Origin of the sequence: Loktanella sp. M215, from assembly GCF_021735925.1 — a bacterium.
Taxonomy (GTDB): domain Bacteria; phylum Pseudomonadota; class Alphaproteobacteria; order Rhodobacterales; family Rhodobacteraceae; genus Loktanella.
In genome coordinates this window covers 1,578,002-1,604,286 of record NZ_WMEA01000001.1, presented here as the reverse complement: position 1 = coordinate 1,604,286, position 26,285 = coordinate 1,578,002, and the positions used below count along the sequence as shown (strand labels likewise).

The following is a 26,285-nucleotide window of genomic DNA, read 5'->3' as shown; positions in this document are numbered from 1 at the left end:
AGTATCCGATACGTGCACCTTCGATGCACTCAAGGCGAGTTTTGGGTTAATGTTTTGACTTGTAGAAGTTGAAGGTTTCGTTCATTTACCTTCGAGTTTTGGTGTACTGGCTCTCATAGGGTGGAATCTTTGGGATCAGCCTTAGGCTTAGGCCCCGTCTTAGCCTTCCCCTCCTTCTTCCCTGTGATCTGCCACGGCAGGTAGCCCTCCCAGAGCTCCGCCACCAAGGCCTTAACCTCAGGGTGATCAGACCACCTGTGCACATCTATGGGCCTTGAGTGCCTCGGGTTGTCGATCGGGTGGGTCATCGTAGGCTTTCGCAGTGAGCGGTAGGAGACAGCATCATAGACCAGCAGGAGACGGCAGAAGGCCACGGAAGGCAACCTAGGATAAGGGACCTTGTAAGGGCTTCCCCCTAGGAGACCCTCTCTAGGCTTACCCTGTTCTCTCTTCTTCTTTCTCCTTATCCATTACTTATACCTATTACCTAGATCTCCCCTCCCTAGAGAGATGACCTCCCTATGAGGGCGTAGTAACAGGGATGGTAGGAGAAGCCCTCAGGGTAGGCCTGGCCACGTCCTGTAGCCCCTGAACAAGCGAGCTTATAGGAAGACGGTGGGTAAGCCCACACGGGGGCACTATCCGGGGCATTTCTGGCCCTAGTGAGGCCGTCCGACCCAAGGGACTAAGTGTCTGAGATCGCTGGCTGGGGTGGTAGGAACCCCTGCCTTTCGATCACCTTCATCGCCTTACTCTACCAAGGCCCAGAAGTGGGGCATTTACGGGGGCCTTTTCGTATCCTGGGCTCAGGTCACCCATGACCAAGCTGCCACCTTTCGGGGGGCTTCTGGTGCTCTCTGCGGGATACTCAGGTGAGGACTAGTCTGATGCCGGAAGAAGTAGTGGAGCTAGGCCCCCGCCCGAACACCCCTGAGGCCCTGATGGTGGGGAGTGTGGGTGGGTGGTCAGCTGATGAGTGCTGTGTGGGTGGGGATAGAGGGGGGAGGTAATAGGTATAAGTAATGGATGAGAAGGAAGAAGAAGGAAGAGGAGGACTGAGGGAGAGGGAGAGGGAGATGGGGGGGGAACTAGGGGGGGTGATCTTAATTGACATACTGAGCCAAAAAAAAAAAATACGCAATAGCTCCATATTTTTTAGAGTCAAGGTGCCAAATAAGGCTTACTTTCAGCAGATAGGTAACCTACACTTTTCCACAATAGACATTAAGGGATTTGATCTTGTCAAGAAAACTATATCTTAGCGGCATGGCATTGCTAACCTTCGCTGTTACTGGCTGCTCCACGCCCAGTGATGTTGCGAATAGCCAAACTATAGCCTCATTTTCGTCATCAGGAAAAATTCCATTGGCGACCTACTGTGTGCGAAAAGAAAAGGAAGCAGCCGGAACGATTGTCAATTCTGTAATGAATTTTGATACACTCCCAACCCCTACAGGAATGGAAATGCAGCTTTATGCTCAGGGGGACCATCGAATAACGTACGCAATCGCATATTATAACGAAAATGCAACTGGTTACACGGTTGATGTTAAGGCAACAGGACAGCAATGGGGGGCTAAGCTTGCTGAATGGGTTGGCTCATGCGCCGCTTCAGGATCATAAAAAGAAATGCATATATTTGGTATCGCTAGATCCATAAGATCATAATTGTCTTTGTCAGGTCAGAGTATAGGAAATGCTGCCGCTACTAGTCTCCATAGCCTTGCCATCAGGGTAGTAATGAGTAATCCTGAAATTCAATTGAAGATCAGAGTGATCTTCCACTGACGCTTTAATTCTGCCTCCAAGTTCTCGAGCGTAAACCTGCATTTCTGTTTTTGTTCGCCCGTTACTCTCAAGCTTCTCTGACAATCCCTTAAAGCTAAAGGGATTTCCATCTCTGCCCTTGGCCTTGGCGATCCCTAATATCAACTCAAGTTCGGCCTGCGTAAATTGAGCCACCTAAAACTCCATTAAAATATCACTGATTTTACATTGCCGCATCTAACGAAAAAAACTGAAGAAATACAAGCATCTATATAAGAAACCTTCATGGAGACTTATAGATGCTTACCACCTTCACGCTGCTTGCCGCAGCTGGGGTCAGCTCCCGGCTGGCCCTTTCCCACACGCTTAGAAAGAGGTTCAACCTCAACCTCGTCCTGCCTCGGACACTGGCGATCGTCCTGATCGTCTTGGCCCTCATGCCTGACTTCGTTCTGGCGGTAGCCTTCCCTGTGCCCCTGAGCTTCGTCCTCGGAGCGGTCCTGACTGATCTCATTTTCAGGAGGGGCTGAGGATGGATATGTTCGACCTCAAAGAAGACGACGTTGTTGTCATTCGGGCTGGTGAAGACTGGCCTGAACACTTGTTCCGTATTTCCGAAGTCTACGACGACTGCGCCACGGGGTATTCAATCTCCGGGCCACTGGAAGGCGCTTATGGCGAACCTCCCTTCGAGCTGATCCTGCGCGTCCACAGCCGTTCTTAAGGCTGACCAACAACCAAACCCCAAAATCTCAAAAACAAATGAAAGGAGAGGACCCATGTCTTCTGCTACAATTCGCTATGCCTACCTGAAAGGTCAGACTTGGCTTTATCGGCGTAACTACCCCAAAGACGTTGCCGTCCTTCTCGGTCAGCAGGCCCTCAAGCAATCCCTGAAGACCAGTGACGCCAAAGTTGCCCATCAGAGGGCTGCGGAGGTAAATACGCGCTACGAGGAAACCCTCAGACAGGTCCTGGAGGGTGCCGCAGTCCTTCCGCAGACGGCCAGCGGTGATGGCGCTGATTGGTCAACCCGGTCCGAGGTGGCTCTTGCCCGGCTTCGCACCACCCTGCAGCACTCAGAGCCGGTCCGGTATCAGGTGAAGCGGCAGTCATCGCTGACGGTGGAACAGGCGAGCCGTCAGTATCTGATGCTCCGACAGAACGAACTACGACCCGGTGGGTTCAAGAGCGTTCGTTACTCCGTGGAACTCTTCCAGTCGATCTATGGGGGGAAGAAGCTCGTAGAGTTAGGTCGTGACGAAGGGCGGGGTTTCTTGTCCCTGATTGCCCAACTGAGCCCCAATATCGGCAAGTCGGAGCGGACGAGGGGCATGTCGCTGGCCGAGGCGGTGGACTGGTCTAAAATGGGGGCTGCCCGGATCACGGGGCGTACTCAGCGGCGCATCTGGTCACAAGTGAACCACTGGCTTCACTGGTGCGTCTACGAGGGGGAACTGGAGGCAAATCCTTTTACCTCAGTCCGCTTCGACGCAAAGGTGCGATACCAGCCCTACGCTGTGCCGTCCGACAAGGAAGCATCGCAACTGGTTTGCCTGAACGATCCGGAAATCGGCAAGGTGATTCTGGTGTGCCTGCTGTCGGGCATGAGAGCTGGCGAAGCCGCTGGCTTGCTCAGGGAGGACCTCGTGGCCAAGGGCAACCTCGGTCAATTCTTCCATGTCCGTCCGAACCGACTGCGGATGCTGAAGACAGATGCAGCAGAACGAATGGTTCCGGTCCACGCGGGGCTTGAAGGGGTTCTCTCGCATCTGCCCCCGTCAGGACCGCTATTCCCTGATCTCACGGTGAACGACATCACCAAGCGCTTTGCCAAGATCAGGGTCGCGTCCGGCATGGAGAGGCCGGGGCTGGTTTTCCACTCGACACGCAAGTGGTTCATCACTCAATGCGAGCGAACCGGTGTTCCTGAGCACTTCACGGCCAGCATCGTGGGCCACAAGTCAGCCCGCTCCGAGAATGGCATCACGTACAGCATCTACTCTGCTGGCATCAGTGATGAGCAGAAGCGGGGCATCGTAGACCAGATCCGGCTTCCGGCATGATGGTGCCGCCCAACATCGAGGAGTTCGAAGAGAGAGCCGCAATCGCCCAATACGATGGCGGCCTTTCTCGGGCTGAAGCAGAAGATCTTGCCGCTCAGGATCAAGGCTTCATCAGCGCTGCCTACTACTGGAAGTGGCTGGCCGACTATCTCGTCACCATGGGCCCACCGAGCTCGGAAAAACCATAACACTGTCCTGTCCGGAGCTCCTTTCGGAGGGCCGGGCGGGATCCCAGAGTCACGTCTAAATGCCCCACACACGCCCAGATTGTTATCTTATTATAACAGTGGGTTAGAGATAGGGCGCGTTAAAGCTATCACAACGCGAAATTCGCTGTCGTGATCCTGACCCCACACCGGGGTCCGACCCCACCCAATCTCACCCCCAATTTATGGTTCAGCGTGACCGCCCACCGTGGCCGTCAGCGCTGGCGAAAGGTATTAGACATGCACACACTCAACGAAGAACAGCAGAACGTTAAGCGCGAAATCCAGGCGATGCGAGGAGGCGACCGGCTGGTCGTTTCTGGCCGAGCCGGGTCGGGTAAGACCTTTGCGATCGCGAACTCGGTCGCCGAGCGCAAGGCGCTATTCTTGGCCCCGACACACCAAGCCTGCGCCGTGCTGCAGCAGGAGCTGACGGCTAAGCGTCACCACGTCGCCACAATCCACCGCGCTATCGGATGGCGGCAGTTCAGGGACGAAGACGCTAACGATGTCGACACCTACAAACCTGCGAAGGAAGCCAGCCGGCAATTCGCGGATGCGGAAGGGGCAACTCGTGCATGGTTTCCCGACATCGACATCATTGTCGTGGATGAGTTCTCCATGGTCGGCTCGTTCTTATTCCACGCGGTCGAGGACTATGCCACGGTGTTCGACTTGCCAGTCGTGTACAGCGGTGATCCATACCAGCTTCCACCCATCGGCGATAAAGAAGTCATCATGGATCAAGGCTTTAAGACCATCACGCTGCAAGAAAGCCTTCGGTTCTCCCGTAACAGCGAAATATTCAAGCTTGGTGAGCGCCTGCGTCAGACAATCGACACGCGACCGAACGATGAGCTTCCCTGCCTGTACGGGTTGGCGGATGTGTCGGTCGTCAAAGTTACGCAGTGGATGGATGACCTCACTGCTGCCTACAAAAACGGCGACAGTTTGCTAGCCGTGGCGTCCGACAATGCCACGCTCCTCCATCTCCGGGGGAAGGTGCGACAGACTGACGATGATCGCCTGCGCGCGGGGGATATCGTGATGAGCAAGAAAACCGACGACCTATTCCGGAACGGCGACGAGCTTACGATCCAGCATATCGCCGAGTGTACGCACACCCTAAATGACGTTCCGGCGTGCCTAAGTAAGTGCGGGACGCTCGAATTGACCGGGTTCTCGTTGGCCTTCGTCGAGAGGGGAGAAGTTGCCTTCATCCTAGAAGATCCTAAGGAAAGCAAACGGTTGGCAAGGAAAGTTCGGTCCTGTCTCCGCGATAGAAAGCTTAACCGAAATCAATGCCTTCGCATTCTTGACTGGCTCGAGTTGCCGCAGGAATTCGAACTCTCTGCGCTGGCGACAGTCCACAGGTCCCAAGGGCGATCCGTGGACACAATTTACATTGACACCGACACTGTCGCCAAACGACCGGAATGGCTGTCGCCAGTGCAGCATAAAAGAATGCTGTACACGGCAATCACACGCGCCCGGAAGGAAGTCGTCCTCTATGCAAAACAGGGCTACTGCGAACGACCGAAGTCTAATGTGGTCAAGCTGCCGCAGCCTCGTGTCATTCTCGGGACCGAACCATCACTGTCAGGGTTAGCGGCTTAACCACGAACTCATCCCCGTCCGGGCATCCTTCGGGGTGTTCGGGCGGGGGGCTCGCTCATTTATTTTTTTTTTGCCGGCACACAGCTTTGGGTGTCAGCTTACATACTTGGTATTTAAGTTTTATCGTAGCTGTTGAGCTGTGTTCGTTCGATCATCCGCACTTTCGAAAAACTGAGACCTGTTGTCAGTTAAAGCCGTTAGGCTAAGGTTTTTAAGATTATGCTCAGTCCCAGCGGCCGTGAAAATGCAATGCGCTCTGCAGTCGGTCGCACTTAAGTTACCGCGTAGATTGTGGCGAATTGGCTCGATCACCTCCAAGAAGCTTGAACTATAGATACTCTGCTGCTAAATAATCTGAGATAAAGCAAAGAGTTACAAATGGCGCAAAGGGTTAAGGATATTTCGAGATTAGAGGTTTGGCGTGACATTGTCTCGATTAAGGCAGAACCCGAACTAGGTGATGTCATCGCAGGCAGAGACGCGGAAATCGCGCTCCGGTCGATGGTCTCGAACCACCTAAGTTGGAAATCGGCGAGTATCTTCCATTCGAAGCGTGTCCCGTCCAATGTTTCTTCGCCATGGCGAGACCGCTACGAAATTGACCTGATAGTTGTCTCTCACAAACAGATTAGTGCAATCGAAATCAAAGCTTGGTCTGGCTCAGTGCGTCTGTCCGGATCTTCTTGGGTTCAAGAGCGGCGCAATGGTCAACAGATCTCTCACGAAGATCCGCTGCAAAAAAATCAGAAGAAGCTTGACAGTCTTTGTGCATTCTTGGAATCGAAGGGTATTCGTGTTCCAAAAGCTCGAATAAGCCGAGTGATACTATGGAATAGAAATGTCAGAATACCACTTGAGATAGCAAACCGCGATGAAATAATTATGCATCACGAGCTGGAAAAGTTCTTAAGCCATCAGAAGGCGTCGGGGTTCGGTGAGCGTTTCATGATGTCTGTACTGGAGCTATGCCTCGAACGGGAAGCCGGCCAGATCGCCGCAGATGGCTTCTTCAGTGCTATTCCTACTCATGATTTTGATGCAGCAACCCATGCCGTTTCGCACCTTGAGACCTTCGACAAGCTGGAGCTCTACGGTGGCCGCGTTCTTTCAGGCGACCTGAGATACCTTCGTGCAAACGGGCAGTCATTTTCGCTCAAAGAATTGGCGAGTGGCAGAACCATCGCCGTAAAGTGCAAGCGAAATAAGCTATTCCTGTTCTTTGCTGCCTTGCTTGGCTCATCACCCTTAATTTCCTTATCAGAGCCGTACGAATCGATTCCCATTTCGTCTCGCGATAGTGTTTTGTTTCATGCGGCTGGCCAAAAACAGCCGGAAAGTATTGAGCTTTCACGAATTGTTAGAATGGTACGGGGCTGATTAGCACTCATTCACACAACTCGCTTCAATAGCAATAACTGACGTTCGTCGAAATTTCTTATCGCACAGTACTGCCAACGTTCGACCTGCTCTATCTAATTACTCGCTATCAAGATAACACATTTTGACTAAGGATGAAGATGTTGAATGCGCAGCTCTGCGACATGAAATGCTTAAGTTTGTCGCACATTGATGATGCTGGCAAATGAAGGGTCAATTAATGCTCGGCTTCAGGTCTCTTTAAGCCATCGCGCTCCGACACAGCACTGAAGACTCAGTCAATAGGTTCTCGCTAACCTTGTGATCATTCTTGGTCATCCCCCCGGATCCCATCACCACCCCCTTCACCTAATCACACACCCCCCCCCACCCTAATCTCCCTCTCCCTCAGTCCTCCTCTTCCTTCTTCTTCCTTCTCATCCATTACTTATACCTATTACCTCCCCCCTCTATCCCCACCCACACAGCACTCATCAGCTGACCACCCACCCACACTCCCCACCATCAGGGCCTCAGGGGTGTTCGGGCGGGGGCCTAGCTCCACTACTTCTTCCGGCATCAGACTAGTCCTCACCTGAGTATCCCGCAGAGAGCACCAGAAGCCCCCCGAAAGGTGGCAGCTTGGTCATGGGTGACCTGAGCCCAGGATACGAAAAGGCCCCCGTAAATGCCCCACTTCTGGGCCTTGGTAGAGTAAGGCGATGAAGGTGATCGAAAGGCAGGGGTTCCTACCACCCCAGCCAGCGATCTCAGACACTTAGTCGATTGGGCCGGACGGCCTAACTAGGGCCAGAAATGCCCCGGATAGTTCCCCTGCATGTAGGTTGGCCTTTTGTGCACCGTGAGCCTCGCTTCTTCAGGGGCCACACCCTTGCAAGTTCATGGTTCATCAACCGGGACAACAAGTTCTACGCAGTTGACCGACCGACGGTAAAACCGCCGGCGTCAGGTGCGCACTGGAGGGCGTCGCGCGTCTGTTCCTGGAGGACCACATACATCATTGCGTGCAAGCCGCTATCGACAGCGGTGATCCGGCCGATCAGCACGCGAAATTTCAGGAACTCATCGGCCGGCTGGAAAAGACGCCGATTGAGGTCAGCTTGGCCTTAGCCGCCGAGCTGCCGCTTTTCCCCATTATGATGTCTACAAATGGAGGGGTGGCGTCGTGACGGACGTGAGTGTCGCCGTCGCCAGCAGGATCAGGCCGACAACCGCCATTTCCAGCGTGATTGCGCGCCGCAGCGCGGCGATAGCATGGGGCAAGTCTTGTGCCAAGGCAGGCACCAGACGCCATTTGTTCAGCGCCGCCAGCGACAGCAGGACGGAGACAAGCGCGACCTTGATCAGCAGCGTGAGCCCGTATGCGGTCCCGACCAAGGCCGAGACCGACCCGACCATGACCCACGCAAACACAAGACCGACAACGATCAAAAGCGGCACGGTCACGCTGGCCACGCGGCCAAAGTCATGCAGCAAAGCCGCCGCCCCGGGCAGGCCAGCTGAACGGCGCAACGGGATCAGTGCGGCAATCCACAGCGCCAGCGCCAGAAGATGCGCCACCAGACAGGCCGACAGCACGACCTGCGGATCGCTTAATGCATGTCCGACGCGGGTATAGGACACGGCGATCAGCAGGGTGCCGATCAGTGACAGACCTTTGCCCGCCGGATGCCGCAGAAGCAGGGCAAGGATGCAGGCATAACCCGCCCCACGCCAGATGGCCGCCGTGCCCAGCGGCGAGTCCCAGACGAACCCCAGCATCAGGGGATCGACGGCGCCCGAAAGCCCCATGCCTGAAATCCGCGCCGCCCGGATACCAAAGCGCAGCGCCAGCACCGCAAGACCGACGAGGGCCGCAGCCACGGCAATCTGGCGCGCAAGCCGCGACACGTCCTTGGGTGGTTGCCGAAAGCCGGTTACGAACAACGGACCGCCCATGGCCAGCAAGGCCGCGGCATAGCCCGCGGCCTTTGCCAGAATGGCCGCAATGGCCAGACCGTCGATGTCGGCAGCCCCCTCCACCCCAGATCAGTCCGCGACCGTGAAGCCGAAGCTGCCCTGCATCGGATGCCCATCCGTCGACATGCCACGCCAGTCCACGGTGTAAGCGGCGGATGACAAGGCATCATCGGGGGTGACGCTGAAATCGGTGACAGGCTCCATGCCCACGGCGCGGGTGACGGCAATGTCGCCATCCGGCCCGGTCAGGGTAAAGGCCGTGACACGCATGGGGTCGTCAAAGTGAATTTCGATGATGGCCGGTGCGGTCCCGGTCGATCCGTCCGCCGGCGTCATCGTCGCCGGTTTGGCATGGGCGAATGCAAAGCTTGCGGTCAGCGCGAAGGCTATGGTCAGAATGGCTGTTTTCACGATGGTTGGTCCCTCATGTCATGGCTGTCGCGGATGGTCTGCGGCCATGTGGATTTGATGTAGCTGAGCACGGCGATGATCTGATCGTCGGTCAAGGTGCCTGCGTAGGCGGGCATGTCGGACTGGTAAGCCGGGTCGCCGATCATTTCGGCCACCCCCAGCTTGGTCAGGGTGAACAGGGTGGCGCTGTCGTGATGCCATGTGTGCCCGCTGGCGTCGTGCGGCGGCGCCGGCAGCCGGCCGTCTGCGTTGCGGGATTTCCAATTCGGCTGCCCCTCCAGCGCCGCACCGTGGCAGCTGGCGCAGGTGGTGGCATAGATCTCGGCACCCGTCGCCACGATCCCGGCGTCATCGGGCCGCAAGGTGATGGTCTCGGCCTGCGCCGTGCGATCGGCGGTGACGAACCAGATCGCCCCCGCCGCCGCCACACCGATGCCCGCGATCAGGCTGCGCTTCATTCGCCTGCCTGAAAATAGATTTCGCCGGGGATCGCTTCACCGCCGAAGGCGATCACATCGAAACGCGCGGTCGGGTCGTCGCCCATGCCGGGCGAGCCCATCGGCATGCCGGGCGCCGAGATGCCGGTGATCGCGGGGCGGTCGCGCAGCAGCTTGGCGATGGCGTCGAACGGCACGTGACCTTCGATGACGTAGCCGTCGACGACAGCGGTATGGCAGGACCACAGGTTTTGCGGGACGCCGGCCTGCGTCTTGGCGGGGGTCACATCGTCCATGTCGGTCGCGGTGACGTCGAACCCTTCGATCCGGGCCAGATCAACCCAAGCCTCGCAGCAGCCGCAGGTCGGGCTTTTGGCGACGTGCATGGCGTGGTCTGACATCGGGGCCGCCGATTGCGCTGTGGCGGGCAACGCCCATGCAGACAGGCCGATCGCGATGGCGGACAGGGTGTGTTTGATGGCTTTCATGATCTTGATCCTCGAAAACGTGAGCATATTGCGCAATCCGATGAACTCTCACCGGATGCGTCGGTATAGAAGGGCTAATGACTCAGCCTGCTCGCGGAGGATCGAGGGGGAATGGCGGCGCCAGACCGGACAGCCTGACGGGCGGCCCGATGGTGCCGGCACGCCGTAAGATGGCCGCGCAGGGTGCCGCGTCGGTGTGCGGCAAAAGAGCGACCCAGACATGGCAGACCGGCGCGCGCTCGGTGCTGTGATCGCAGCAATCGGACGTGGCGATTGTCGAAACGGCATCCGTCACCCCATGGCTGACGGCACCCGCGTCGTGCGTATGCGCGCCAGCGGACACGCTGGCGGCAAAGGTGGTGCACAGGACCACAAGGACCATCAGGGCGCGGATCATCGACATGGGCGATACCTAAGGCGGCTATGATCGCAAAAGCAAGAGATCGTCACTGGACGTGGCGTCGCACCGCTGCTTTTTGCAGTCGGCGCTGGATCGTGGTGCGGCATCATGACCGCATTTGACACATGACCTGTTGGTTTTGTGACTTGCAGTTTTACGCCGCGCCAGTATCCCGATGTCATGTCGTTCCCATCGCCATCACGCCTGTTCGCGGTCCTGCGGCACCTTTTGGTGCTTTGCGCTGTCGTGAGCCTGCTTGCGCCGCAAACGGCGCATGCCGCGATGAGCATGGATCGTGATGTAAGCGTTGCTGACATGACGATGGATGCCCACGCGCACCACGAAAACGGAACAGAGACGACACAGATGGACCACGGCACCGGCGACGCCTGCGCCGGCATGATCTGTTTCTACGCCCTGCCCTTTGCGCTGCCCCAAGGCGCAATGCGATCCATCGTGATCCGTGTCGGCAATGTCCTGCCCCCTGACGTCGCCCCCGGCAGCATCAGCCCCGCGATGCTGCGCAAACCCCCAAAATACGCCTGATCAGAACCTCGGGGTCGGGCTGTCCACTGCGGCAGCGCAACCCTTGCGATTGATCTTTATTCCCGGCCCACACTGACGGGCCGCGTGGGGGCACAACGATGAGCGGACGCTACGCAGCACTTTCGATTCTGGCACTTGGGGTTGGTCTGGCGGGGGGTATTTCGGCGGAACGGTTCTACTTCAACCGCGATGACGCCATGGCCGACACAGGGCCGGACATCCTGTATTGGGTTGCACCGATGGATGCGAACTTCCGCAAGGACGGTCCCGGCAAATCCCCCATGGGCATGGACCTGATCCCGGTCTACGCCGGCGACGCGCCCGCCGCGGACCCGTCCACCGTCACCTTGTCCCCGGCCGAGATCAACGCCATCGGCGTGCGCACCGCTGTCGCCACCGCACAGGATATCTCCCAGACGATCCAGACTGTCGGCTACGTCGGTTACGACGAACACCTGACCAGCCATGTTCACACCCGCGTCGAAGGCTGGATCGAGGATCTGAAGGTCCGCGCCATCGGTGACCGCGTTGCAAAGGACGAGCTGCTGTTCTCGATGTTCTCGCCGGAAATCGGATCGGCCAGCGCGGACCACATCCGTGCCCTTGAGGACGGCAACCGCCGCATCATCGAGATTTCGCGCAATCGCTTGCGCAGCGTCGGCATGTCAGACCGCCAGATCGAAGAGGTCGAGGCCACCCGCGAGATCGCCCGCAACCTGTCGGTCTATGCCCCGCAGGACGGCGTCGTCATCGGGATCGAGGCAGCGGACGGCATGTATCTGCAACCCAATACCCGCGCCGTGTCGCTGACCGACCTTGCGACCGTCTGGCTGGTCGTCGACGTGTTCGAGCGTGACATCGACCGCCTGACCGACGACATGACCGCCGCGATCCGGTTCGACCACATGAACGGTCGCGTCTTCGAAGGACGGGTCGATTACATCTATCCCGAACTCGACGCCAAGACGCGCACGCTGCCCGTGCGGCTGGTCGTGGACAACGCCGAAGGCCTGTTGAAGCCCAACATGTTCGCCTCGGTCGCGTTGTCGCCCGGCGCGTCGCGCCTTGCCCTGACCGTGCCCACAGAGGCGATCATCCGCACCGGCAGCGCCGAGCGTGTGATCCTGAAAACCGGCGAAGGCACCTTTGCCCCGCGCCTGATCACCACCGGCCTGCGCGACGACTTCGACGAAGGCGGCCGCACCGAGGTTGTGCAGGGGTTGGCGGCGGGGGACGAGGTCGTGGCCTCTGCCCAGTTCCTGATCGACAGCGAAAGCGCGCTGAGCGCCGGTCTGATGCGCATGGCCCCGACGGACGCGGCACCCGCCAAGGGCGTCGGCACGCTGGTGGCGTTTGATACTGACACGCGGACGGCAACGATCAGGCACGGGGCGCTTGACGGGATCGGCTGGCCAGCGATGACGACGGATTTCCCTGTCCGCGCCGATGTTGCGGTGGATGACGCCACGACCGGGCAGGACGTGGCGTTCCAGATCGCGCGGGGCGCTGGCGGTTTGCTCTATCTGTCCGATCTGGGCCGCGATGACGGCATCGCCGCGACAGGCACCGGCGTGGTTGAAGCCGTCACCGCCGACGGCAAATTGACGATGAACCACGACCCGATCCCCGATCTGGGCTGGCCCGCGATGGTGATGGACATGCCCGTGATGGGCGTGGATACCGCCGCCGTCACGGTCGGCACGCCGGTGAATTTCGATCTGGTGAAAGACGGTGATACCTATGTGATCGTCGGCGTGCGTCCGGTGGATGACGCCATGCAGATGGAGATGCCGGAAACCACGGCAGCCACTCCGGACCCCACCGCCGCACCGATCACCGTCGCGGGCACCATCGACGCCGTCGATATCGCGTCCCGCCGCGCCACGATTACCCATGGCAATATCGCGGAAACCGGCATGCCCGGCATGACGATGGATTTCGATCTGACCAGCGCCGTCGATCCCGCGACCTTGCCCGTCGGCGTGGAAACCACGCTGACGTTTGACCGCCCCGACGGCATGACGATGGTGCTGGCGCAGGTCGCAGCACCGGAACCCCCGATGGAGGTGTCAGGCACGATCAACGCCGTCGACCCTGCAACCGGCATGGCCAACATCACCCACGGCCCGATGGTCGACATCGGGATGCCCGGCATGACGATGGACTTTGCCGTGGCCCCGACGCTGGCCGCAGGCGATCTGCCGACAGGGCAGGACATGACGCTGCTGATGACGCGCAACGCGGATTTCAGCCTGACCCTTGTCGGTGTGGCCAATGACCCGCAGGTCCGCCAATGATCCCCGCCGTCATTCGCGCGTCCATTGCCAACCGGTTTCTGGTCATCGCGATCTCGGTCATGATCGCCATCGCAGGCGTCTGGGCCGTGCGCGCAACGCCCGTCGACGCGATCCCCGACCTGTCCGACGTGCAGGTCATCATCAAGACTCCTTATGCCGGTCAGGCCCCGCAGGTGGTCGAGGATCAGGTCACCTATCCGATAACCACCGCGATGCTGGCGGTGCCGGGGGCGACGGACGTGCGCGGCTTTTCGTTCTTTGGCGACAGCTACGTCTATGTCGTGTTCGAGGACGGCACGGACCTGTATTGGGCGCGGACCCGCGTGCTGGAATACCTTGGCCAGATCACATCGAACCTGCCCGAAGGCGTGTCGCCCGAACTGGGGCCTGACGCGACGGGCGTCGGCTGGATCTATCAATACGCGCTGATCGATCGCACGGGAAACCATGACCTTGCCGAACTGCGCACCCTTCAGGACTGGTTCCTGAAATACGAACTTCAGACCGTCGATGGCGTGTCGGAAGTCGCCACCATCGGCGGCATGGTCAAGCAGTATCAGGTCGTCATCGACCCCAACAAACTGCGCGCCTATGACCTGACACTGGCCCAAGTGCGGGGTGCCATTCAGGGCGCGAACCGCGAAACCGGCGGCAGCGTGATCGAGATGGGCGAGGCGGAATACATGGTCCGGTCCACCGGCTATGTGGACGAACTGTCCGATCTGGCCAGCGCCCCGCTGATCGTCAACGCGCGCGGGGCTGCCGTGTCGCTGGGCGACGTGGCCGACATCCGGCTGGGGCCGGAACTGCGGCGCGGCGTGGGTGAATTCGACGGTCAGGGCGACGCCGTCGGCGGTGTCGTGATCCTGCGCTGGGGCGGCAACGCCCTGTCCACGATCAAGGCGGTCGAGGCGCGGATCGCGGACTTGCGCCCGAACCTGCCCGAAGGCGTCGAGATTGTCACGACCTACAACCGTGCGGGCGTGATCGAACGCGCGATCGAAAACCTGTCAGACAAACTGACCGAGGAGTTCATCGTTGTCGTGCTGGTCTGTGCGGCCTTCCTTTTGCATATCCGGTCGTCGCTGGTCATCGTGCTGTCGCTGCCTTTGGGTATTTTCGTCGCAGTTATCGTGATGAAGCTGCAAGGCGTGAACGCCAACATCATGTCCCTTGGCGGCATCGCCATCGCCATCGGCGCGATGGTGGACGCCGCGATTGTCATGATCGAGGCGATGCACAGGCGGATCGAAAAGGAACCTTTGACGCCGCAGAACCGCTGGCGGATCGTGACCGAGTGTTGCGAGGAAGTGGGCCCTGCGCTTTTCTTCTCGCTCGCCATCATCGCGGTCAGTTTCCTGCCGGTGTTCGTCCTGGAAAGTCAGGAAGGCCGCCTGTTCAAGCCGCTGGCCTTCACCAAGACCTACGCCATGGCCGCCGCGTCCATCCTGTCGATCACGCTGGTGCCGGTGCTGATGGGCTACTTTGTCCGCGGCCGTATCCTGCCCGAACACAAGAACCCGCTGAACCGCCTTGTCATCTGGATTTACCGCCCGTTCCTGGATGCCGCCGTCGCCTGGCCCTATGCCACGACGCTGCTGGCCGTGGCGCTGGTGGGGTCGATGGCGTGGCCCCTGCAACGCATCGGCACCGAATTCATGCCCGAACTGAACGAGGGCGATTTCCTTTACATGCCGTCCCTCTACCCCGGCGTGTCCATCGGCAAGGCGCGCGAAGTCCTGCAACAGACAGACCGCCTGATCGCCACCGTGCCAGAGGTGCTGACCGTCCACGGCAAGCTGGGCCGCGCCGACAGCGCCACCGATCCAGCGCCCCTGACCATGATCGAAACCACCGTGCAGCTGCGGCCAGAGGCCGATTGGCGCGAGGGCATGACCATGGACGCCATCCGCGCAGAACTGGACCGCGCCGTGCAGATCCCCGGCGTCACCAACGTCTGGATTCAGCCGATCAAGAACCGCATCGACATGCTGGCCACCGGCATCAAGACACCCGTTGGCGTCAAGATCTCTGGCGCTGATCTGAAGGTGATCGAAACCATCGGCATCGCGGTCGAACAGGCCGTCGCCGGGATCGACGGCACAGCCTCGGCCTATGCCGAGCGCCCCGTGGGTGGACGCTTCATCGAGATCAACGTCGATCGTGACGCCGCCGCCCGCTACATGATGAGCGTGCGAGATGTGCAGGATGTCGTGCAGACCGCCATCGGCGGGATGCAGGTCTCCGAGAGCGTCGAAGGGTTGGAGCGCTTTCCGATCAACCTGCGGTATCCGCAGGAATGGCGCAACAGCCCCGAACGCCTGCGCGATCTGCCGGTCGTCACCCCGTCGGGCGCACATATCCCGCTGGGCGCGATTGCAGAGGTCGCCATCGTTGACGGCCCCGGCATGATCCGGTCCGAGAACGCGCGGCGCACCGGCTTTGTCTTCATCGACATCGCGGGGCGCGATCTGGGCGGCTATGTGAACGAGGCGCGCGACCTTGTCGCCCGCACCGTCGATCTGCCGACGGGATATTCCATCGCCTGGTCCGGGCAATACGAATATATCGAACGGATGCAGGACCGGCTGACGCTGGTGGCCCCCGCGACCCTGCTGATCATCACGCTGATGCTGTTCATGGCCTTCAGCCGTGTCACAGAGGTGGCGATCATCCTCGCCGCCTTGCCCGTCGCACTGGCGGGAGGCGTCTGGCTGATCTGGTATCTCAGCTTCGATATCTCGGTCGCTGTTCTGGTCGGATTTATTGCCTTGGCCGGGGTCGCTGTGGAAACGGCCATCGTCATGCTGCTTTACCTCAACCTCGCGTGGGAAAAGCGCAAATCTGTCGCCGTGGCCGAACAGCGCGACCTGACGCCGCTGGACGTCGAACAGGTCGTGTTCGAAGGCGCGCTGCTGCGGGTCCGGCCCAAGGTCATGACCGTCGCCACGATCTTCGCCGGGCTGATCCCGATCATGTATGGCCACGGCACCGGGTCGGAAATCATGCAGCGTATTGCCGCGCCGATGGTCGGCGGCATGGCGACCGCCACCCTGCTGACCCTGCTGGTCATTCCCGCAATCTTCGTGATCTGGAAACGCTTTGCGCTGAACCGGGTCAACGCCGAACGCCGGACAGGGACGCATGACGCGTCCACCGTCCCACCCCATGCGGTGCCGGGCGAATGACCGCCCGCATCCATAACCCAAACCCCAAGAAGGAGACGACAATGCAAAAGACACTGACACTGCTGACAGGCCTGATGCTGAGCGCCGGCACGGCCTTTGCCCAGACCACCGACATGAGCGGCATGGACCACGGCACGATGTCGATGGACCACGGCACGATGGACCACGGCGACATGCCGATGGATCAGGCGATGCTGGACGGCGCCGTTCACGTGAAGGCCGTCGTCAATTCATTCGGCGACGGCACCGTCAACGTCAGCCACGAGCCGATCCCCGAAATCGGCTGGCCCGCGATGACGATGGACATGACCCTGATCGAAAACGCCGCGGGCATGGACGAGATCGCCGATGGCCAGGCCGTGACGATGATGTTGATCAAGGGCGAAGACGGCATGTATGACGTCGCAGCACTCGTGCCGGAGATGTGACCGACCGGTCGGGGCCCGGTGCACTGGGCCTCGACTCCTCTCTCCAAGGAAATGGACCCGCAAGAACAGGTCCGATGCAGATCGTGCTTGCGACGCGACGTGACACCTTATCATCATCCCGGATTTCACGACCCCGCGCAGACCGTGAACGGGGTCAGAAAGGTCCACGATGTGGCCTCAAGTCAATTGGGCGCGCTCTCTGCCCGCGGCCAGTGGGGATGATAATCGTCGATCACAACGGGATGGCTGTGGGTCCGCCCCCCGGCAAGATGCGGATGATCCTGTGGCAGGTCATCGTGACTGTGAGGCTGCGCCTCGTCCAGTTGCTGCGGCCAGAACACCATGCCCGCCATAAGCCCGGCCGCGGCCACCAGTGCCAGACCCACGAACGCGACGACGGGACCGAAGGCGGTGATCAGCCAGCCGGACAGAGGGTAAGTCAGCAGCCAACAGGCATGCGACAATGCGAACTGTGCCGCATAAACCGCTGGCCGATCCTCCGGGTGGGCGGATCGTTTCAGAAGGCGACCCGATGGCGTCAGCACGACCGAATAGCCGACACCGATGGCGAGCCACCCCAAGAGCAGGACGCTCCATACAGGGCCAGCGACGGCGACCCAAAGGCCCAAGGCCAGCAGGACGACGACCAGACTTGACGCGCCAGCAATCATCACCGGGCGATCCGGCCGGGTGTCGAGAAGTCGCGGCAGGGCCAGTGCCGCCAGCATGGAGCCGCCACCGAAGGCCCCCAGCGCCATGGCAACCTGCCGGTCGCCGAGCCCCAGATCGGATTTGACCAGGATGACGGTATTCACCAGAACCATCGCCCCGGCCGCAGCGGCCGCGAGGTTCAGTGACAAAAGCCCCCGCAGCCGTGGCGTCGCGAGATAGATGCGCAGCCCGCGCGTGGTCCGGTCGTAAATACCGCGGGGCGCGGTAGGTTGCGGACTTGGCAACAGCACCGAGGCGACCAACAGTGCCGATCCGATGAACCCGATGACGGTGCCATAGAACAGCACCTGATAGCTGACGAAGGCCAGCAGGATCGCGGCCAGCGTCGGGCTGATCAGGTTCTCCAGATCATAGGCCAGCCGCGACAGGGACAAGGCCCGGGTGTAGCGGTCCTCTTCCGGCAAGATGTCGGGGATCGTGGCCTGAAACGTCGGCGTGAATGCGGCCGAGGCGGATTGCAGCAGGAAGATCAGGATATAGACCTGCCAGATCTCGGTCACGAACGGCAGGCACAGCGCCACCACCGCGCGGACCAGATCAAGGCTGACCAGCATGGCGCGTCTGGGCCAGCGGTTTGCGAAGGCCCCCGCAATGGGCGCAATACCGACGTAGGCGATCATCTTGATCGTGAACACCGTGCCCAGAACGAGCGCCGCGCGGTCACCTGCCAGATCATAGGCCAGCAGCCCCAGCGCGACGGTTGCCATGCCTGTGCCCAGCAGGGCCACGATTTGTGCCACGAACAGATGTCGATAGGTGCGGTCTGCAAGGACGGAAAGCATGACGTCTGCCTCGACGGTGAGAATGGCCCGCCAGACATACGTCGCAGGCGGCTTTATCGAAAGCTGCGATTCGCTGCACGGCAGGATATTGGTCACATGGGGATGTTTGCAGAACGGCGCGACGCGACATCGGCGCTCTTGCCGCCCCTGCAAAGCGCGGCCCGCATCATGTCCGTACACCAGAACTGAAGCGCCATCGGTCCGGGGGGCCGCTACAAAAGCTGCTCTCCCTGATCGCACCTGTGATGATGTCCGGGCTGTGGGGCAGAAGCGGCGCACAGGTCAAAGCCCCGGTTTGCGATGCAGCCGAGGTCGTGGAGCTGTTTTTTCAAGGCCACCAGTCGCCTTGCACTTGAACGGCCAAGGCTCGAACTGGCGCGGCGCAGGTCATGACATCGCACTGGGGCGCGCGGGATCAATTCGCAGTTTGGCGGCAGGTCCACACGGCAAAACTCATGCGCCCGCTTTGCCAAGCCCGATGATTTCAGGCCACGGCCCGGACGACATGAACCACTGCAGGCACCCGGACATCACCCCCCTCAACCATTTCGGAAAATCCTGCGATCAGTCCGGTGCGCACCGCGTCACGATGGCTTTCATCCAGAGTTCCTGCCTCTTTGGCGATCCGCATGCGCATCGCAGCAGCGCCAATCGTCATTTGCAGAGCACCCACGTCGTCCGGACTGCCATTTGGGGTAAGGTGCAGCGCCTTGGTGTCGATGTCCACAACCCAGCCTGCGGCAGAAAGAATGCGGTTGATCTTATCTTTGTTGCCCAAGGCCATCGGTCCGGGCGCATCAGGATCAAAGGCCGGGCCAGGGCCGAAGACCTCAGCGGCAACGCGACTTGGCATGCCAAACCATGGATTGTCCTCCGGTGGCCCCCAGCAGGCAAAGGTGAGCGCCGCTCCGGGTTTGCATACGCTGCGGATATGCTCGAAGGCCGCAACTGGATCGGCAAAGAACATCACGCCAAAAAGCGATATTGCGGCATCGAAACCGCTTGAATCGAAAGGGTAATCCGCGGCATTGCCAATGCAAACTTCAACATTGGCCGGAACGCGCGACTTGGCGCGCGCTGCAAACGGCGGCGCAATTTCAATACCGGTGACATGACCTGTCGGGCCCACTGCATCGGCGGCATCAAGAAGCGAGACCCCGGCTCCGGGTCCGATATCGAGAACCGATTGACCCACGCGCAACGCGGCCTTCGCCATGAGGGCTTTGCGAACCGGGGCATGAGCGGCATCGGTCTCGGCCTCAACGCGCAACCATGGTGCCGCCATCGCGTTCCAATCCATACGCAGCCCTTTCTGATGTATCAGCGCTCTGTGCAACCTTGGCAGCCTCGACCGAAAATATCAATCATCACGCAGCAGTCGAGCCCCCTGTCAAACAACCCAATCTCTTGATTTCGACATTCTCGTGTCCAGCCGAGGAGACGACTTTCTGGCGTCCAGTTCGGTTGATTTGCAGACCAAGACACATGGGACTTTCCCTCTCCGCACGCTTGGCGCCATCTACTTCTGCTTGATAAATATCTAAATAATCAGTCACCTAGCATGAAATTCCACCTTCCCGGCCAGCGACCTCAGATCCTTAGTCGATTGGATCTCAGGGCCTCCCTAGGGCCATGAATGCCCCGGGAAGTGCACCCGTGCGGGGGTGCCCCACCGTGCACCGTCAGGCTCGCGTCTTCAGAAGCGACAGGACGTGGCTCGGCCTGGGCTGAGGGCTTTTCAGACCACCCCTGTTACCCGACCCCTCTCGTGGGACGTTCATCTCGCGAGGGCGGAGGATATCCAGGCAATAGATATGAGTATCAGAGACGACGAAAGTAGAAGAGATCAGGGTGAGCCTGATGAGTGATCATCAAGGGGACGTCCGGCCGCGCCGCATCCCTGCTGTCGTTGTCATGCCGCGCGATCGGTGGGGCACCGGTGTCATTCATGGCCCGTCCCGTACCAGCGTGTGACCGCGTTTCGTGGCTTCAGCCACGCACGCGGTGCGGGCCAGATCCCGGACCGGGCAGTCTTGCCCCAACCGACGGACCATGGTCGCCTGCGATGCCGGATGCGAAGGCGGGCAGGCCGCCCCTTTCCAAAAACAATGCCACGCGTTAGACCATGGCTACTTCGGTCCGGGCGGTCTGCCGTCCGGTGAAAAGGGAACGTGGTGCGGCCCATTGGCCTAATCCACGACTGCCCCCGCAACTGTAGGCGGAGAGCGAAGCCGGACAATGCCACTGTCACGCGCCGCGTGATGGGAAGGACCGGCCCAGCATTGACCCGCGAGTCAGGAGACCTGCCGAGGTGTTCACCCTGTCCGGGCGCGTGGGGCGTCAGGGCTGCGGAGCGTCCGCTTGTGGTGTCTTCACCGTCTGCGGGGGATACCCCCTCTCTGACATATCGAAAATGCGTCCCCACCGGGGACGACCCGAGGGATATGCCCATGCTCCGTTCCGTACTTCTGGCTTCCGTGGCCCTGACACCTTTTACATCCGCGACGGCACAGGATGCCTTTGCACTTGACGAGATCATCGTCACCGGCGGTCTGTCCCCCATCGCGGCGGGCGCGCTGGGGCGTGCCGCCAGCGTCGTGACGGCCGACGACATCGCGGCGCGGGGCATCGCCACGGTGCAGGACGCGCTGCGCGCCTTGCCCGGCGTTTCGGTCACCGGGTCCGGCCCGACCTACACGCAGGTCCGCATCCGTGGTGGCGAGGCGAGCCATACCCTGATCCTGATCGACGGGATCGCCGCGGCGGGCGGCGACGGGGAATACATCCTCAGCGGGCTGGAGACCGCGAACATCGAGAAGATCGAGGTGCTGCGCGGCCCGCAGTCGGTCTATTACGGGTCCGATGCCTCGGCCGGGGTGATCAACATCATCACCCGTAAGGGGCAGGTCGGCACCACGCTCAGCGGATCGCTGGAGGTGGGTGCGGCCAACACAGCGACCGCCTTTCTGTCACACCGGACGGACCGCGGCGGTCTGTCGCTGGCGCTGTCTCACGTGCAGGACGACGGTTTCGACCAGTCCGGCGACGGCGGAGAGCGTGACGGCATGGACCGCACCACCGCCATTCTATCCGGCGACTATCTGGCCACGGACGCGCTGAAGCTGGGGTTCACCCTGCGCCGGTCAGAGCAGGATTATGACACCGATGCGGCGGACTACACGGCCCTGGACGCCGCCGGGTCCATCGTCGACGATCCCACGCTGTTCAGTACCCGCGATGAAACCACCGGCGGGATCTTTGCGGAACTCGACACCCTCGGTCGGCGGCTGACGCACCGGCTGTCCTATGAACGCACGGACAACACGGCCGCTTACGAAAGCGGCACGCCGATCCGGACAGAGCGTGATGCGCTGAAATACCGCCTGAGCTATGGCCTCGACGGGCTTGCGGTGGCCGAGACGCGGCACCTGCTGAACGTGCTGGTAGAGCACAAGAACGACAGCAGCCGGTCGAACCCTTTGTATGCGCGCGCCGCGACATCCCTGGCGTTGGAATACCGTGGCAGTTTCGACAATGGGCTGGATGTGCAGGCCGGTGCACGCTTTGACGCCAACGATACCTTCGAGGATGCGGCGACCTGGAACGTCGGCCTGTCCTATCCCGTCGGGCAAAGCGGCGCGCGGCTGCATGCCTCTGCCGGGGTCGGTATCGTGAACCCGTCCTATTTCGAACTTTACGCCACCGACTTCGGCTATGTCGGCAACCCCGCCCTGACGCCCGAGCGGAACACCAGTTTCGACGTGGGTGTGACGCTGCCGGTGCTGGACGGGCGCGGCACGCTTGACGTGACCTATTTCAACGAAGTGCTGACCGACGAGATCACCGATGTCGCCACCGGTGCGGGCACCTTCAGCTTCGTCAACCAGTCCGGCGACAGCAACCGGCAGGGGATCGAGTTGACGGGGACCCTGCAGGCGACGGATACACTCGCGCTGCGGATGGCCTATACCTACCTTGATGCCACGAACCCGGACGGCAGCGTGGAACAGCGCCGCCCCCGCAACACGCTGACGGTGGGCGGGACGCTGGACACCTTCGGCGGGCGCGGGCTGGTGTCGGCGGATGTCAGGCACGTCTCTGGCAACTATGACGCGCAGTTCTTTGGCGCCTATGAGACGGCAAAGCTGCCGGCCTATACCACCGTCGACGTGGCCGCGCAGTATGACCTGACCGCGCGTGTCACGCTGACAGGGCGGGTCACCAACCTGTTCGACGATCCGGCCGTCGATGTCTGGGGTTACGCGACGCGCGGCCGCGCGGGTTATGTCGGCGTCAATGCGCGGTTCTAGGGCCCTTGTCCTGTGGCTGGCGGCGCTGGCCGCCGCCCCGGCCCACGCCGACGCGCCCCGGCGTGTCGTGTCGATGAACCTGTGCACGGATCAGCTTGCGATGCTTGTGGCGGGCGAGGGTCAGCTTCTGTCGGTCTCGACCCTCTCTGCCGATCCGCGCGGGTCCGCCATGGCCGAGGTCGCGGCGGGCTACACCCTGAACTACGGTCTGGCAGAGGAAATCTACCTGATGCAGCCCGACCTCGTGATCGCAGGGACCTTTACCCGGCGCGCCACGGTGCAGATGCTGGACCGTCTTGGCATTCCGGTCGTCATGTTCGAACCGGCCTATACGCTGGACGATATTGCCGTGCTTCTGACGCAGATGGGCGATGCTTTGGGTCAGCAGGGCAAGGCGGCAACGCTGGTCGCGGATTACCGGGCGCGGCTTGCGGCTTACGTGACCGACACCACCGCAAACCCGCGAGCCGCGCTCTACTCCGCCAATGGCTACACCTCGGGCGATCAGACGCTTGCCGGGCAGATCCTCTCGACCGCGGGTCTGGACAATGTCGCGGCAGAGGCGGCCTTTGCCGACGGTGGCTTTCTGCCGCTGGAGGTGCTGGCGATGTCCGCCCCCGACACGGTCATCACCAGCGTCCCCTACGCGGGCTTTTCGCGGTCAGAGGAGATCATGGATCACCCGGTGATCGCCGCCCTGCGGGCCGGGCAGCCCGGTGCGCTGATGATGGACCGCGACTGGGTCTGCGGCACGCCCTTCGTGCTGCGGGCCATCGACACGATGGCGGGTCTGCGGCGTGACCTGCAGGACACCGGGCGATGACGCGGCTGACGCTGATCCTGTCCACGCTGGTCGCCGTGCTTTTCGTCGCGGCCCTGCTGATCGGTCCCGCCCACATCGGACCTGTCCCCAGCCTGCGGGCGCTGATCCTTGGCGGCGACGGCCCGATGACCCTCGTGATGCGCGAAATCCGCCTGCCACGCGCCCTGCTGGGCCTGATGATCGGCGGCGCGCTGGGCCTGGCGGGGGCGGCGATGCAAGGCTATCTACGCAATCCGCTGGCGGACCCCGGCCTGATCGGCGTGTCGGGGTCGGCGGCCTTGGGGGCCGTGCTGGCGATCCAGACGGGGTTTGCCGCGACATGGGCGCTGGGGTTGCCGCTGGCGGCGCTGGCGGGCGCGGTGGTGGGGGTCTGTGCGGTGCTGCTGCTGGCGGGGCCGCGGGGATCGTCGCTGAGCCTGATCCTTGCCGGGATCGCCATTTCGGCATTGGCGGGTGCCCTGACGGCACTGGTGCTCAACCTGTCGCCCAATCCCTTTGCCGCGAACGAGATCGTGTTCTGGATGATGGGGTCGCTGGCCGACCGGTCAATGACCCATGTCTGGGTCGCCCTGCCGCTGATCGTGGTGGGCGCCATCGCACTGGCGACCCTGTCGCGCGGCTTGGACGCCCTGACGCTGGGCGAGGACGCGGCAGAGGCGATGGGCATCGGACTGCGCAGGATGCGCCTGACGCTGATCTTCGGCACGGCAGCGGTCGTCGGTGCCTCGACGGCTGTCGCTGGCGCCATCGGCTTCGTCGGGCTGGTCGTGCCGCATCTGCTGCGCCCGTTTGTCGGCGCGCGGCCCGGGCGGTTGCTGTTCGCCTCGGCGCTGGGAGGGTCCGCCATGGTGCTGGCGGCCGATATCGCGGTGCGGGCGATCCTGCCGGACCGCGACCTGAAGCTGGGGGTCGTAACCGCCCTAATCGGCGCGCCGCTGTTCCTGCACCTGATCTATCGCACACGGCGGGACGTGCCATGACCCTGCTGACCCTGCGCAGCCTTGGCGTGACGCGCCGCAGCCGGACCGTTCTGCGCGACATCGACCTGAGCGTGGGTGCAGGAGAGGTCGTCGGCCTGATCGGCCCCAATGGCGCCGGCAAGACCACGCTGATGCGCGCGGCGCTCGGGCTGATCCCCGCCACGGGCCACAGTTCGCTGGCCGCGCTGTCGCCCCGCGCGCGGGGCCGTGCCGTGGCGTGGTTGCCGCAGGCGCGGGAGATTGCATGGCCGGTCGATGTGGCGACGCTGGTCCTGCTGGGACGCACGCCGCATCTGGCAGCGGGCCAGACCCCGACTGCCGCGGACCGCGCCGCCGTCGACAGCGCGATCGACCGCATGGACCTGACCGCCTTTCGCCACCGCGTGGCCACCCGGCTGTCGGGCGGCGAACAGGCGCGCGTCCTGATCGCGCGCGCCCTGGCGCAAGAGGCGCCCTTGCTGATGGCGGACGAGCCGATTGCGGGCCTCGACCTCGCGCATCAGATCGGCACGATGAAGCGCTTCACAGCCCTCGCGGCAGAGGGGCGGTCGGTGATCGTGTCCCTGCACGATCTGGGCCTCGCCGCGCGGCATTGCACCCGCCTGATCGTGCTCGACACAGGCGGGATGGTGGCCGACGGTCCACCGCAGGCGGTGCTGACGCCATCCGTTGTGCGCGACGTTTTCGGCGTCGCGGCACTGGTGCAGGTCACTCCGGACGGCATGGTGTTTCAGCCGCTGGATACGCTGGACTAGGCCTCCGGTCATCGTTGCGGCCCGCCACAGCAGCTTGCCAGACGGTGGGCGGTGTGATTGGCTTTCGGCAATCTTCACAAGGACCGGATCCCGATGAAACTGCTGATGTCGCCCGCCTCACCCTTTGCCCGCAAATGCCGCGTCCTGCTGCGCGAGGCGGACCTGATGGACACCGTGGAGGAGGTCAACGTCTCGACCTCGCCGACGGCGACCGACACGGCCGTGGCCGCTGCCAATCCGCTGGGCAAGATCCCCGCCCTGCTGCGCGACCACGGTCCCGCGATCTATGACAGCCGGGTCATCACGCGATTCCTGAACGACCATGCCGGCACGGCGTTCTATCCGCAGGCCCGCCTGTGGGAGGTTCTGACGCTGGAGGCCACCGCCGACGGCATCATGGAAGCAGCCCTCTCCATGACCTACGAGGCGCGGATGCGGCCCGAGGCACAGCAGTCGCCCGAATGGGTAGAGGCGCAATGGGCCAAGGCCCACCGGGCCATTGCCGCCATCGACTCGCGCTGGATGTCGCATCTGACGGGGCCGCTGGACATGGGGCAGATCGGCGTGGCCTGCGCGCTGGCCTATATCGACCTGCGCCACGACGCGCGCGGCTGGCGCGACGGCCATGCGGATCTGGCCGCGTGGCACAAGACGTTCATGGCGCGGGACGCGATGCAGGCCACCGTCGTCCCGGCCTGATCGCAGCCCCGCGGGGG

General features: G+C 61.5%; 26 protein-coding genes, 1 pseudogene and 1 riboswitch. Of the genes and pseudogenes, 18 read left to right on the top strand and 9 right to left on the bottom strand.

The window, feature by feature from the left end:
* Positions 1–113: 113 nt before the first annotated feature.
* Complete coding sequence (locus GLR48_RS07860) at positions 114–308, bottom strand: hypothetical protein (RefSeq protein ID WP_237060482.1); 195 nt, start codon at positions 306–308, stop codon at positions 114–116.
* 714 nt (positions 309–1,022) lie between these two features.
* Between GLR48_RS07860 and GLR48_RS07855 the strand changes: the two genes are divergently transcribed.
* Both GLR48_RS07855 and GLR48_RS07850 read left to right on the top strand, forming a co-directional pair.
* A complete protein-coding gene (locus tag GLR48_RS07855; protein WP_237060480.1) occupies positions 1,023–1,262 on the top strand; it encodes a hypothetical protein in 240 nt (79 codons plus the stop codon).
* Positions 1,240–1,623, top strand: coding sequence for a hypothetical protein (locus GLR48_RS07850; RefSeq protein ID WP_237060478.1), 384 nt, complete (start codon positions 1,240–1,242; stop codon positions 1,621–1,623). Before GLR48_RS07855 ends, GLR48_RS07850 begins: the two co-directional genes overlap by 23 nt.
* A gap of 54 nt (positions 1,624–1,677) precedes the next feature.
* Here GLR48_RS07850 and GLR48_RS07845 read toward each other — a convergent pair whose 3' ends face one another.
* Positions 1,678–1,962, bottom strand: a complete 285-nt coding sequence (locus tag GLR48_RS07845; protein ID WP_237060469.1) for a hypothetical protein — start codon at positions 1,960–1,962, stop codon at positions 1,678–1,680.
* Between the two features lie 104 nt (positions 1,963–2,066).
* Here GLR48_RS07845 and GLR48_RS07840 point away from each other — a divergent pair, with 104 nt between their 5' ends.
* The 7 genes and pseudogenes from GLR48_RS07840 to GLR48_RS07810 all read left to right on the top strand — a co-directional run.
* Entirely contained in the window at positions 2,067–2,297 is a 231-nt protein-coding gene (locus GLR48_RS07840; protein WP_237060468.1) for a hypothetical protein, read from the top strand.
* A gap of 2 nt (positions 2,298–2,299) precedes the next feature.
* On the top strand, positions 2,300–2,491 hold the full coding sequence (locus GLR48_RS07835) for a hypothetical protein (RefSeq protein WP_237060466.1): 192 nt from the start codon (positions 2,300–2,302) through the stop codon (positions 2,489–2,491).
* 55 nt (positions 2,492–2,546) lie between these two features.
* The gene (locus GLR48_RS07830; protein ID WP_237060464.1) at positions 2,547–3,833 is read left to right on the top strand and encodes a DUF6538 domain-containing protein; all 1,287 of its coding nucleotides are present in this window, start codon (positions 2,547–2,549) and stop codon (positions 3,831–3,833) included.
* Positions 3,830–4,021 carry a hypothetical protein gene (locus GLR48_RS07825; protein WP_237060462.1) on the top strand — a complete coding sequence of 64 codons (192 nt, stop codon included), beginning with the start codon at positions 3,830–3,832 and terminating at the stop codon, positions 4,019–4,021. Before GLR48_RS07830 ends, GLR48_RS07825 begins: the two co-directional genes overlap by 4 nt.
* Positions 4,022–4,279: 258 nt before the next feature.
* Positions 4,280–5,656, top strand: a complete 1,377-nt coding sequence (locus tag GLR48_RS07820; protein WP_237060460.1) for an ATP-dependent DNA helicase — start codon at positions 4,280–4,282, stop codon at positions 5,654–5,656.
* Positions 5,657–6,034: 378 nt separating this feature from the next.
* The gene (locus tag GLR48_RS07815; protein WP_237060458.1) at positions 6,035–7,033 is read left to right on the top strand and encodes a nuclease-related domain-containing protein; all 999 of its coding nucleotides are present in this window, start codon (positions 6,035–6,037) and stop codon (positions 7,031–7,033) included.
* 950 nt (positions 7,034–7,983) lie between these two features.
* Positions 7,984–8,202: pseudogene (locus GLR48_RS07810) on the top strand (hypothetical protein); the annotation flags it as partial.
* Here GLR48_RS07810 and GLR48_RS07805 read toward each other — a convergent pair.
* The 5 genes from GLR48_RS07805 to GLR48_RS07785 all read right to left on the bottom strand — a co-directional run bounded on the left by GLR48_RS07805 (position 8,177) and on the right by GLR48_RS07785 (position 10,731).
* Positions 8,177–9,055: a copper resistance D family protein gene (locus GLR48_RS07805; RefSeq protein ID WP_237060456.1), complete on the bottom strand. Its 879-nt coding sequence runs from the start codon at positions 9,053–9,055 to the stop codon at positions 8,177–8,179. The pseudogene GLR48_RS07810 and the gene GLR48_RS07805 overlap by 26 nt on opposite strands.
* A 6-nt stretch (positions 9,056–9,061) precedes the next feature.
* Positions 9,062–9,403 (bottom strand): copper resistance CopC family protein, encoded by a 342-nt coding sequence (locus tag GLR48_RS07800; RefSeq protein WP_237060454.1) that lies wholly within the window; start codon positions 9,401–9,403, stop codon positions 9,062–9,064.
* Positions 9,400–9,861 carry a c-type cytochrome gene (locus tag GLR48_RS07795; RefSeq protein WP_237060452.1) on the bottom strand — a complete coding sequence of 154 codons (462 nt, stop codon included), beginning with the start codon at positions 9,859–9,861 and terminating at the stop codon, positions 9,400–9,402. The genes GLR48_RS07800 and GLR48_RS07795 overlap by 4 nt, the downstream gene beginning before the upstream one ends.
* Positions 9,858–10,328, bottom strand: a complete 471-nt coding sequence (locus GLR48_RS07790) for a DUF411 domain-containing protein (protein WP_237060450.1) — start codon at positions 10,326–10,328, stop codon at positions 9,858–9,860. Before GLR48_RS07790 ends, GLR48_RS07795 begins: the two co-directional genes overlap by 4 nt.
* A gap of 82 nt (positions 10,329–10,410) precedes the next feature.
* On the bottom strand, positions 10,411–10,731 hold the full coding sequence (locus tag GLR48_RS07785; RefSeq protein ID WP_237060449.1) for a hypothetical protein: 321 nt from the start codon (positions 10,729–10,731) through the stop codon (positions 10,411–10,413).
* A 279-nt stretch (positions 10,732–11,010) separates the two neighbouring features.
* Here GLR48_RS07785 and GLR48_RS07780 point away from each other — a divergent pair, with 279 nt between their 5' ends.
* The 4 genes from GLR48_RS07780 (at position 11,011) to GLR48_RS07765 (ending at position 17,187) form a co-directional block, all read left to right on the top strand.
* Positions 11,011–11,274: a hypothetical protein gene (locus GLR48_RS07780; protein ID WP_237060447.1), complete on the top strand. Its 264-nt coding sequence runs from the start codon at positions 11,011–11,013 to the stop codon at positions 11,272–11,274.
* A 98-nt stretch (positions 11,275–11,372) separates the two neighbouring features.
* The gene (locus GLR48_RS07775; RefSeq protein WP_237060445.1) at positions 11,373–13,571 is read left to right on the top strand and encodes an efflux RND transporter periplasmic adaptor subunit; all 2,199 of its coding nucleotides are present in this window, start codon (positions 11,373–11,375) and stop codon (positions 13,569–13,571) included.
* Positions 13,568–16,759 carry an efflux RND transporter permease subunit gene (locus tag GLR48_RS07770; protein WP_237060444.1) on the top strand — a complete coding sequence of 1,064 codons (3,192 nt, stop codon included), beginning with the start codon at positions 13,568–13,570 and terminating at the stop codon, positions 16,757–16,759. Before GLR48_RS07775 ends, GLR48_RS07770 begins: the two co-directional genes overlap by 4 nt.
* 41 nt (positions 16,760–16,800) lie before the next feature.
* Complete coding sequence (locus tag GLR48_RS07765; protein ID WP_237060442.1) at positions 16,801–17,187, top strand: copper-binding protein; 387 nt, start codon at positions 16,801–16,803, stop codon at positions 17,185–17,187.
* 182 nt (positions 17,188–17,369) lie between these two features.
* Here the strand turns inward: GLR48_RS07765 and GLR48_RS07760 are convergent, their stop codons facing one another.
* Both GLR48_RS07760 and GLR48_RS07755 read right to left on the bottom strand, forming a co-directional pair.
* The gene (locus tag GLR48_RS07760) at positions 17,370–18,701 is read right to left on the bottom strand and encodes an MFS transporter (RefSeq protein ID WP_237060440.1); all 1,332 of its coding nucleotides are present in this window, start codon (positions 18,699–18,701) and stop codon (positions 17,370–17,372) included.
* Between the two features lie 484 nt (positions 18,702–19,185).
* Positions 19,186–20,001, bottom strand: coding sequence for a class I SAM-dependent methyltransferase (locus GLR48_RS07755; protein WP_237060438.1), 816 nt, complete (start codon positions 19,999–20,001; stop codon positions 19,186–19,188).
* 818 nt (positions 20,002–20,819) lie between these two features.
* Positions 20,820–21,026: riboswitch (cobalamin riboswitch) on the top strand.
* Positions 21,027–21,151: 125 nt separating this feature from the next.
* On the opposite strand from GLR48_RS07755, the gene GLR48_RS07750 reads away from it, so the two are divergent.
* From GLR48_RS07750 to GLR48_RS07730, 5 genes are all read left to right on the top strand, one after another.
* Positions 21,152–23,011 carry a TonB-dependent receptor plug domain-containing protein gene (locus GLR48_RS07750; protein ID WP_237060436.1) on the top strand — a complete coding sequence of 620 codons (1,860 nt, stop codon included), beginning with the start codon at positions 21,152–21,154 and terminating at the stop codon, positions 23,009–23,011.
* A complete protein-coding gene (locus tag GLR48_RS07745; protein ID WP_237060434.1) occupies positions 22,998–23,834 on the top strand; it encodes an ABC transporter substrate-binding protein in 837 nt (278 codons plus the stop codon). The genes GLR48_RS07750 and GLR48_RS07745 overlap by 14 nt, the downstream gene beginning before the upstream one ends.
* Positions 23,831–24,814, top strand: a complete 984-nt coding sequence (locus GLR48_RS07740) for a FecCD family ABC transporter permease (protein ID WP_237060432.1) — start codon at positions 23,831–23,833, stop codon at positions 24,812–24,814. Before GLR48_RS07745 ends, GLR48_RS07740 begins: the two co-directional genes overlap by 4 nt.
* Complete coding sequence (locus tag GLR48_RS07735; RefSeq protein WP_237060431.1) at positions 24,811–25,569, top strand: ABC transporter ATP-binding protein; 759 nt, start codon at positions 24,811–24,813, stop codon at positions 25,567–25,569. The genes GLR48_RS07740 and GLR48_RS07735 overlap by 4 nt, the downstream gene beginning before the upstream one ends.
* A gap of 93 nt (positions 25,570–25,662) precedes the next feature.
* A complete protein-coding gene (locus GLR48_RS07730; RefSeq protein ID WP_237060429.1) occupies positions 25,663–26,268 on the top strand; it encodes a glutathione S-transferase family protein in 606 nt (201 codons plus the stop codon).
* The last annotated feature ends 17 nt before the right edge of the window (positions 26,269–26,285 follow it).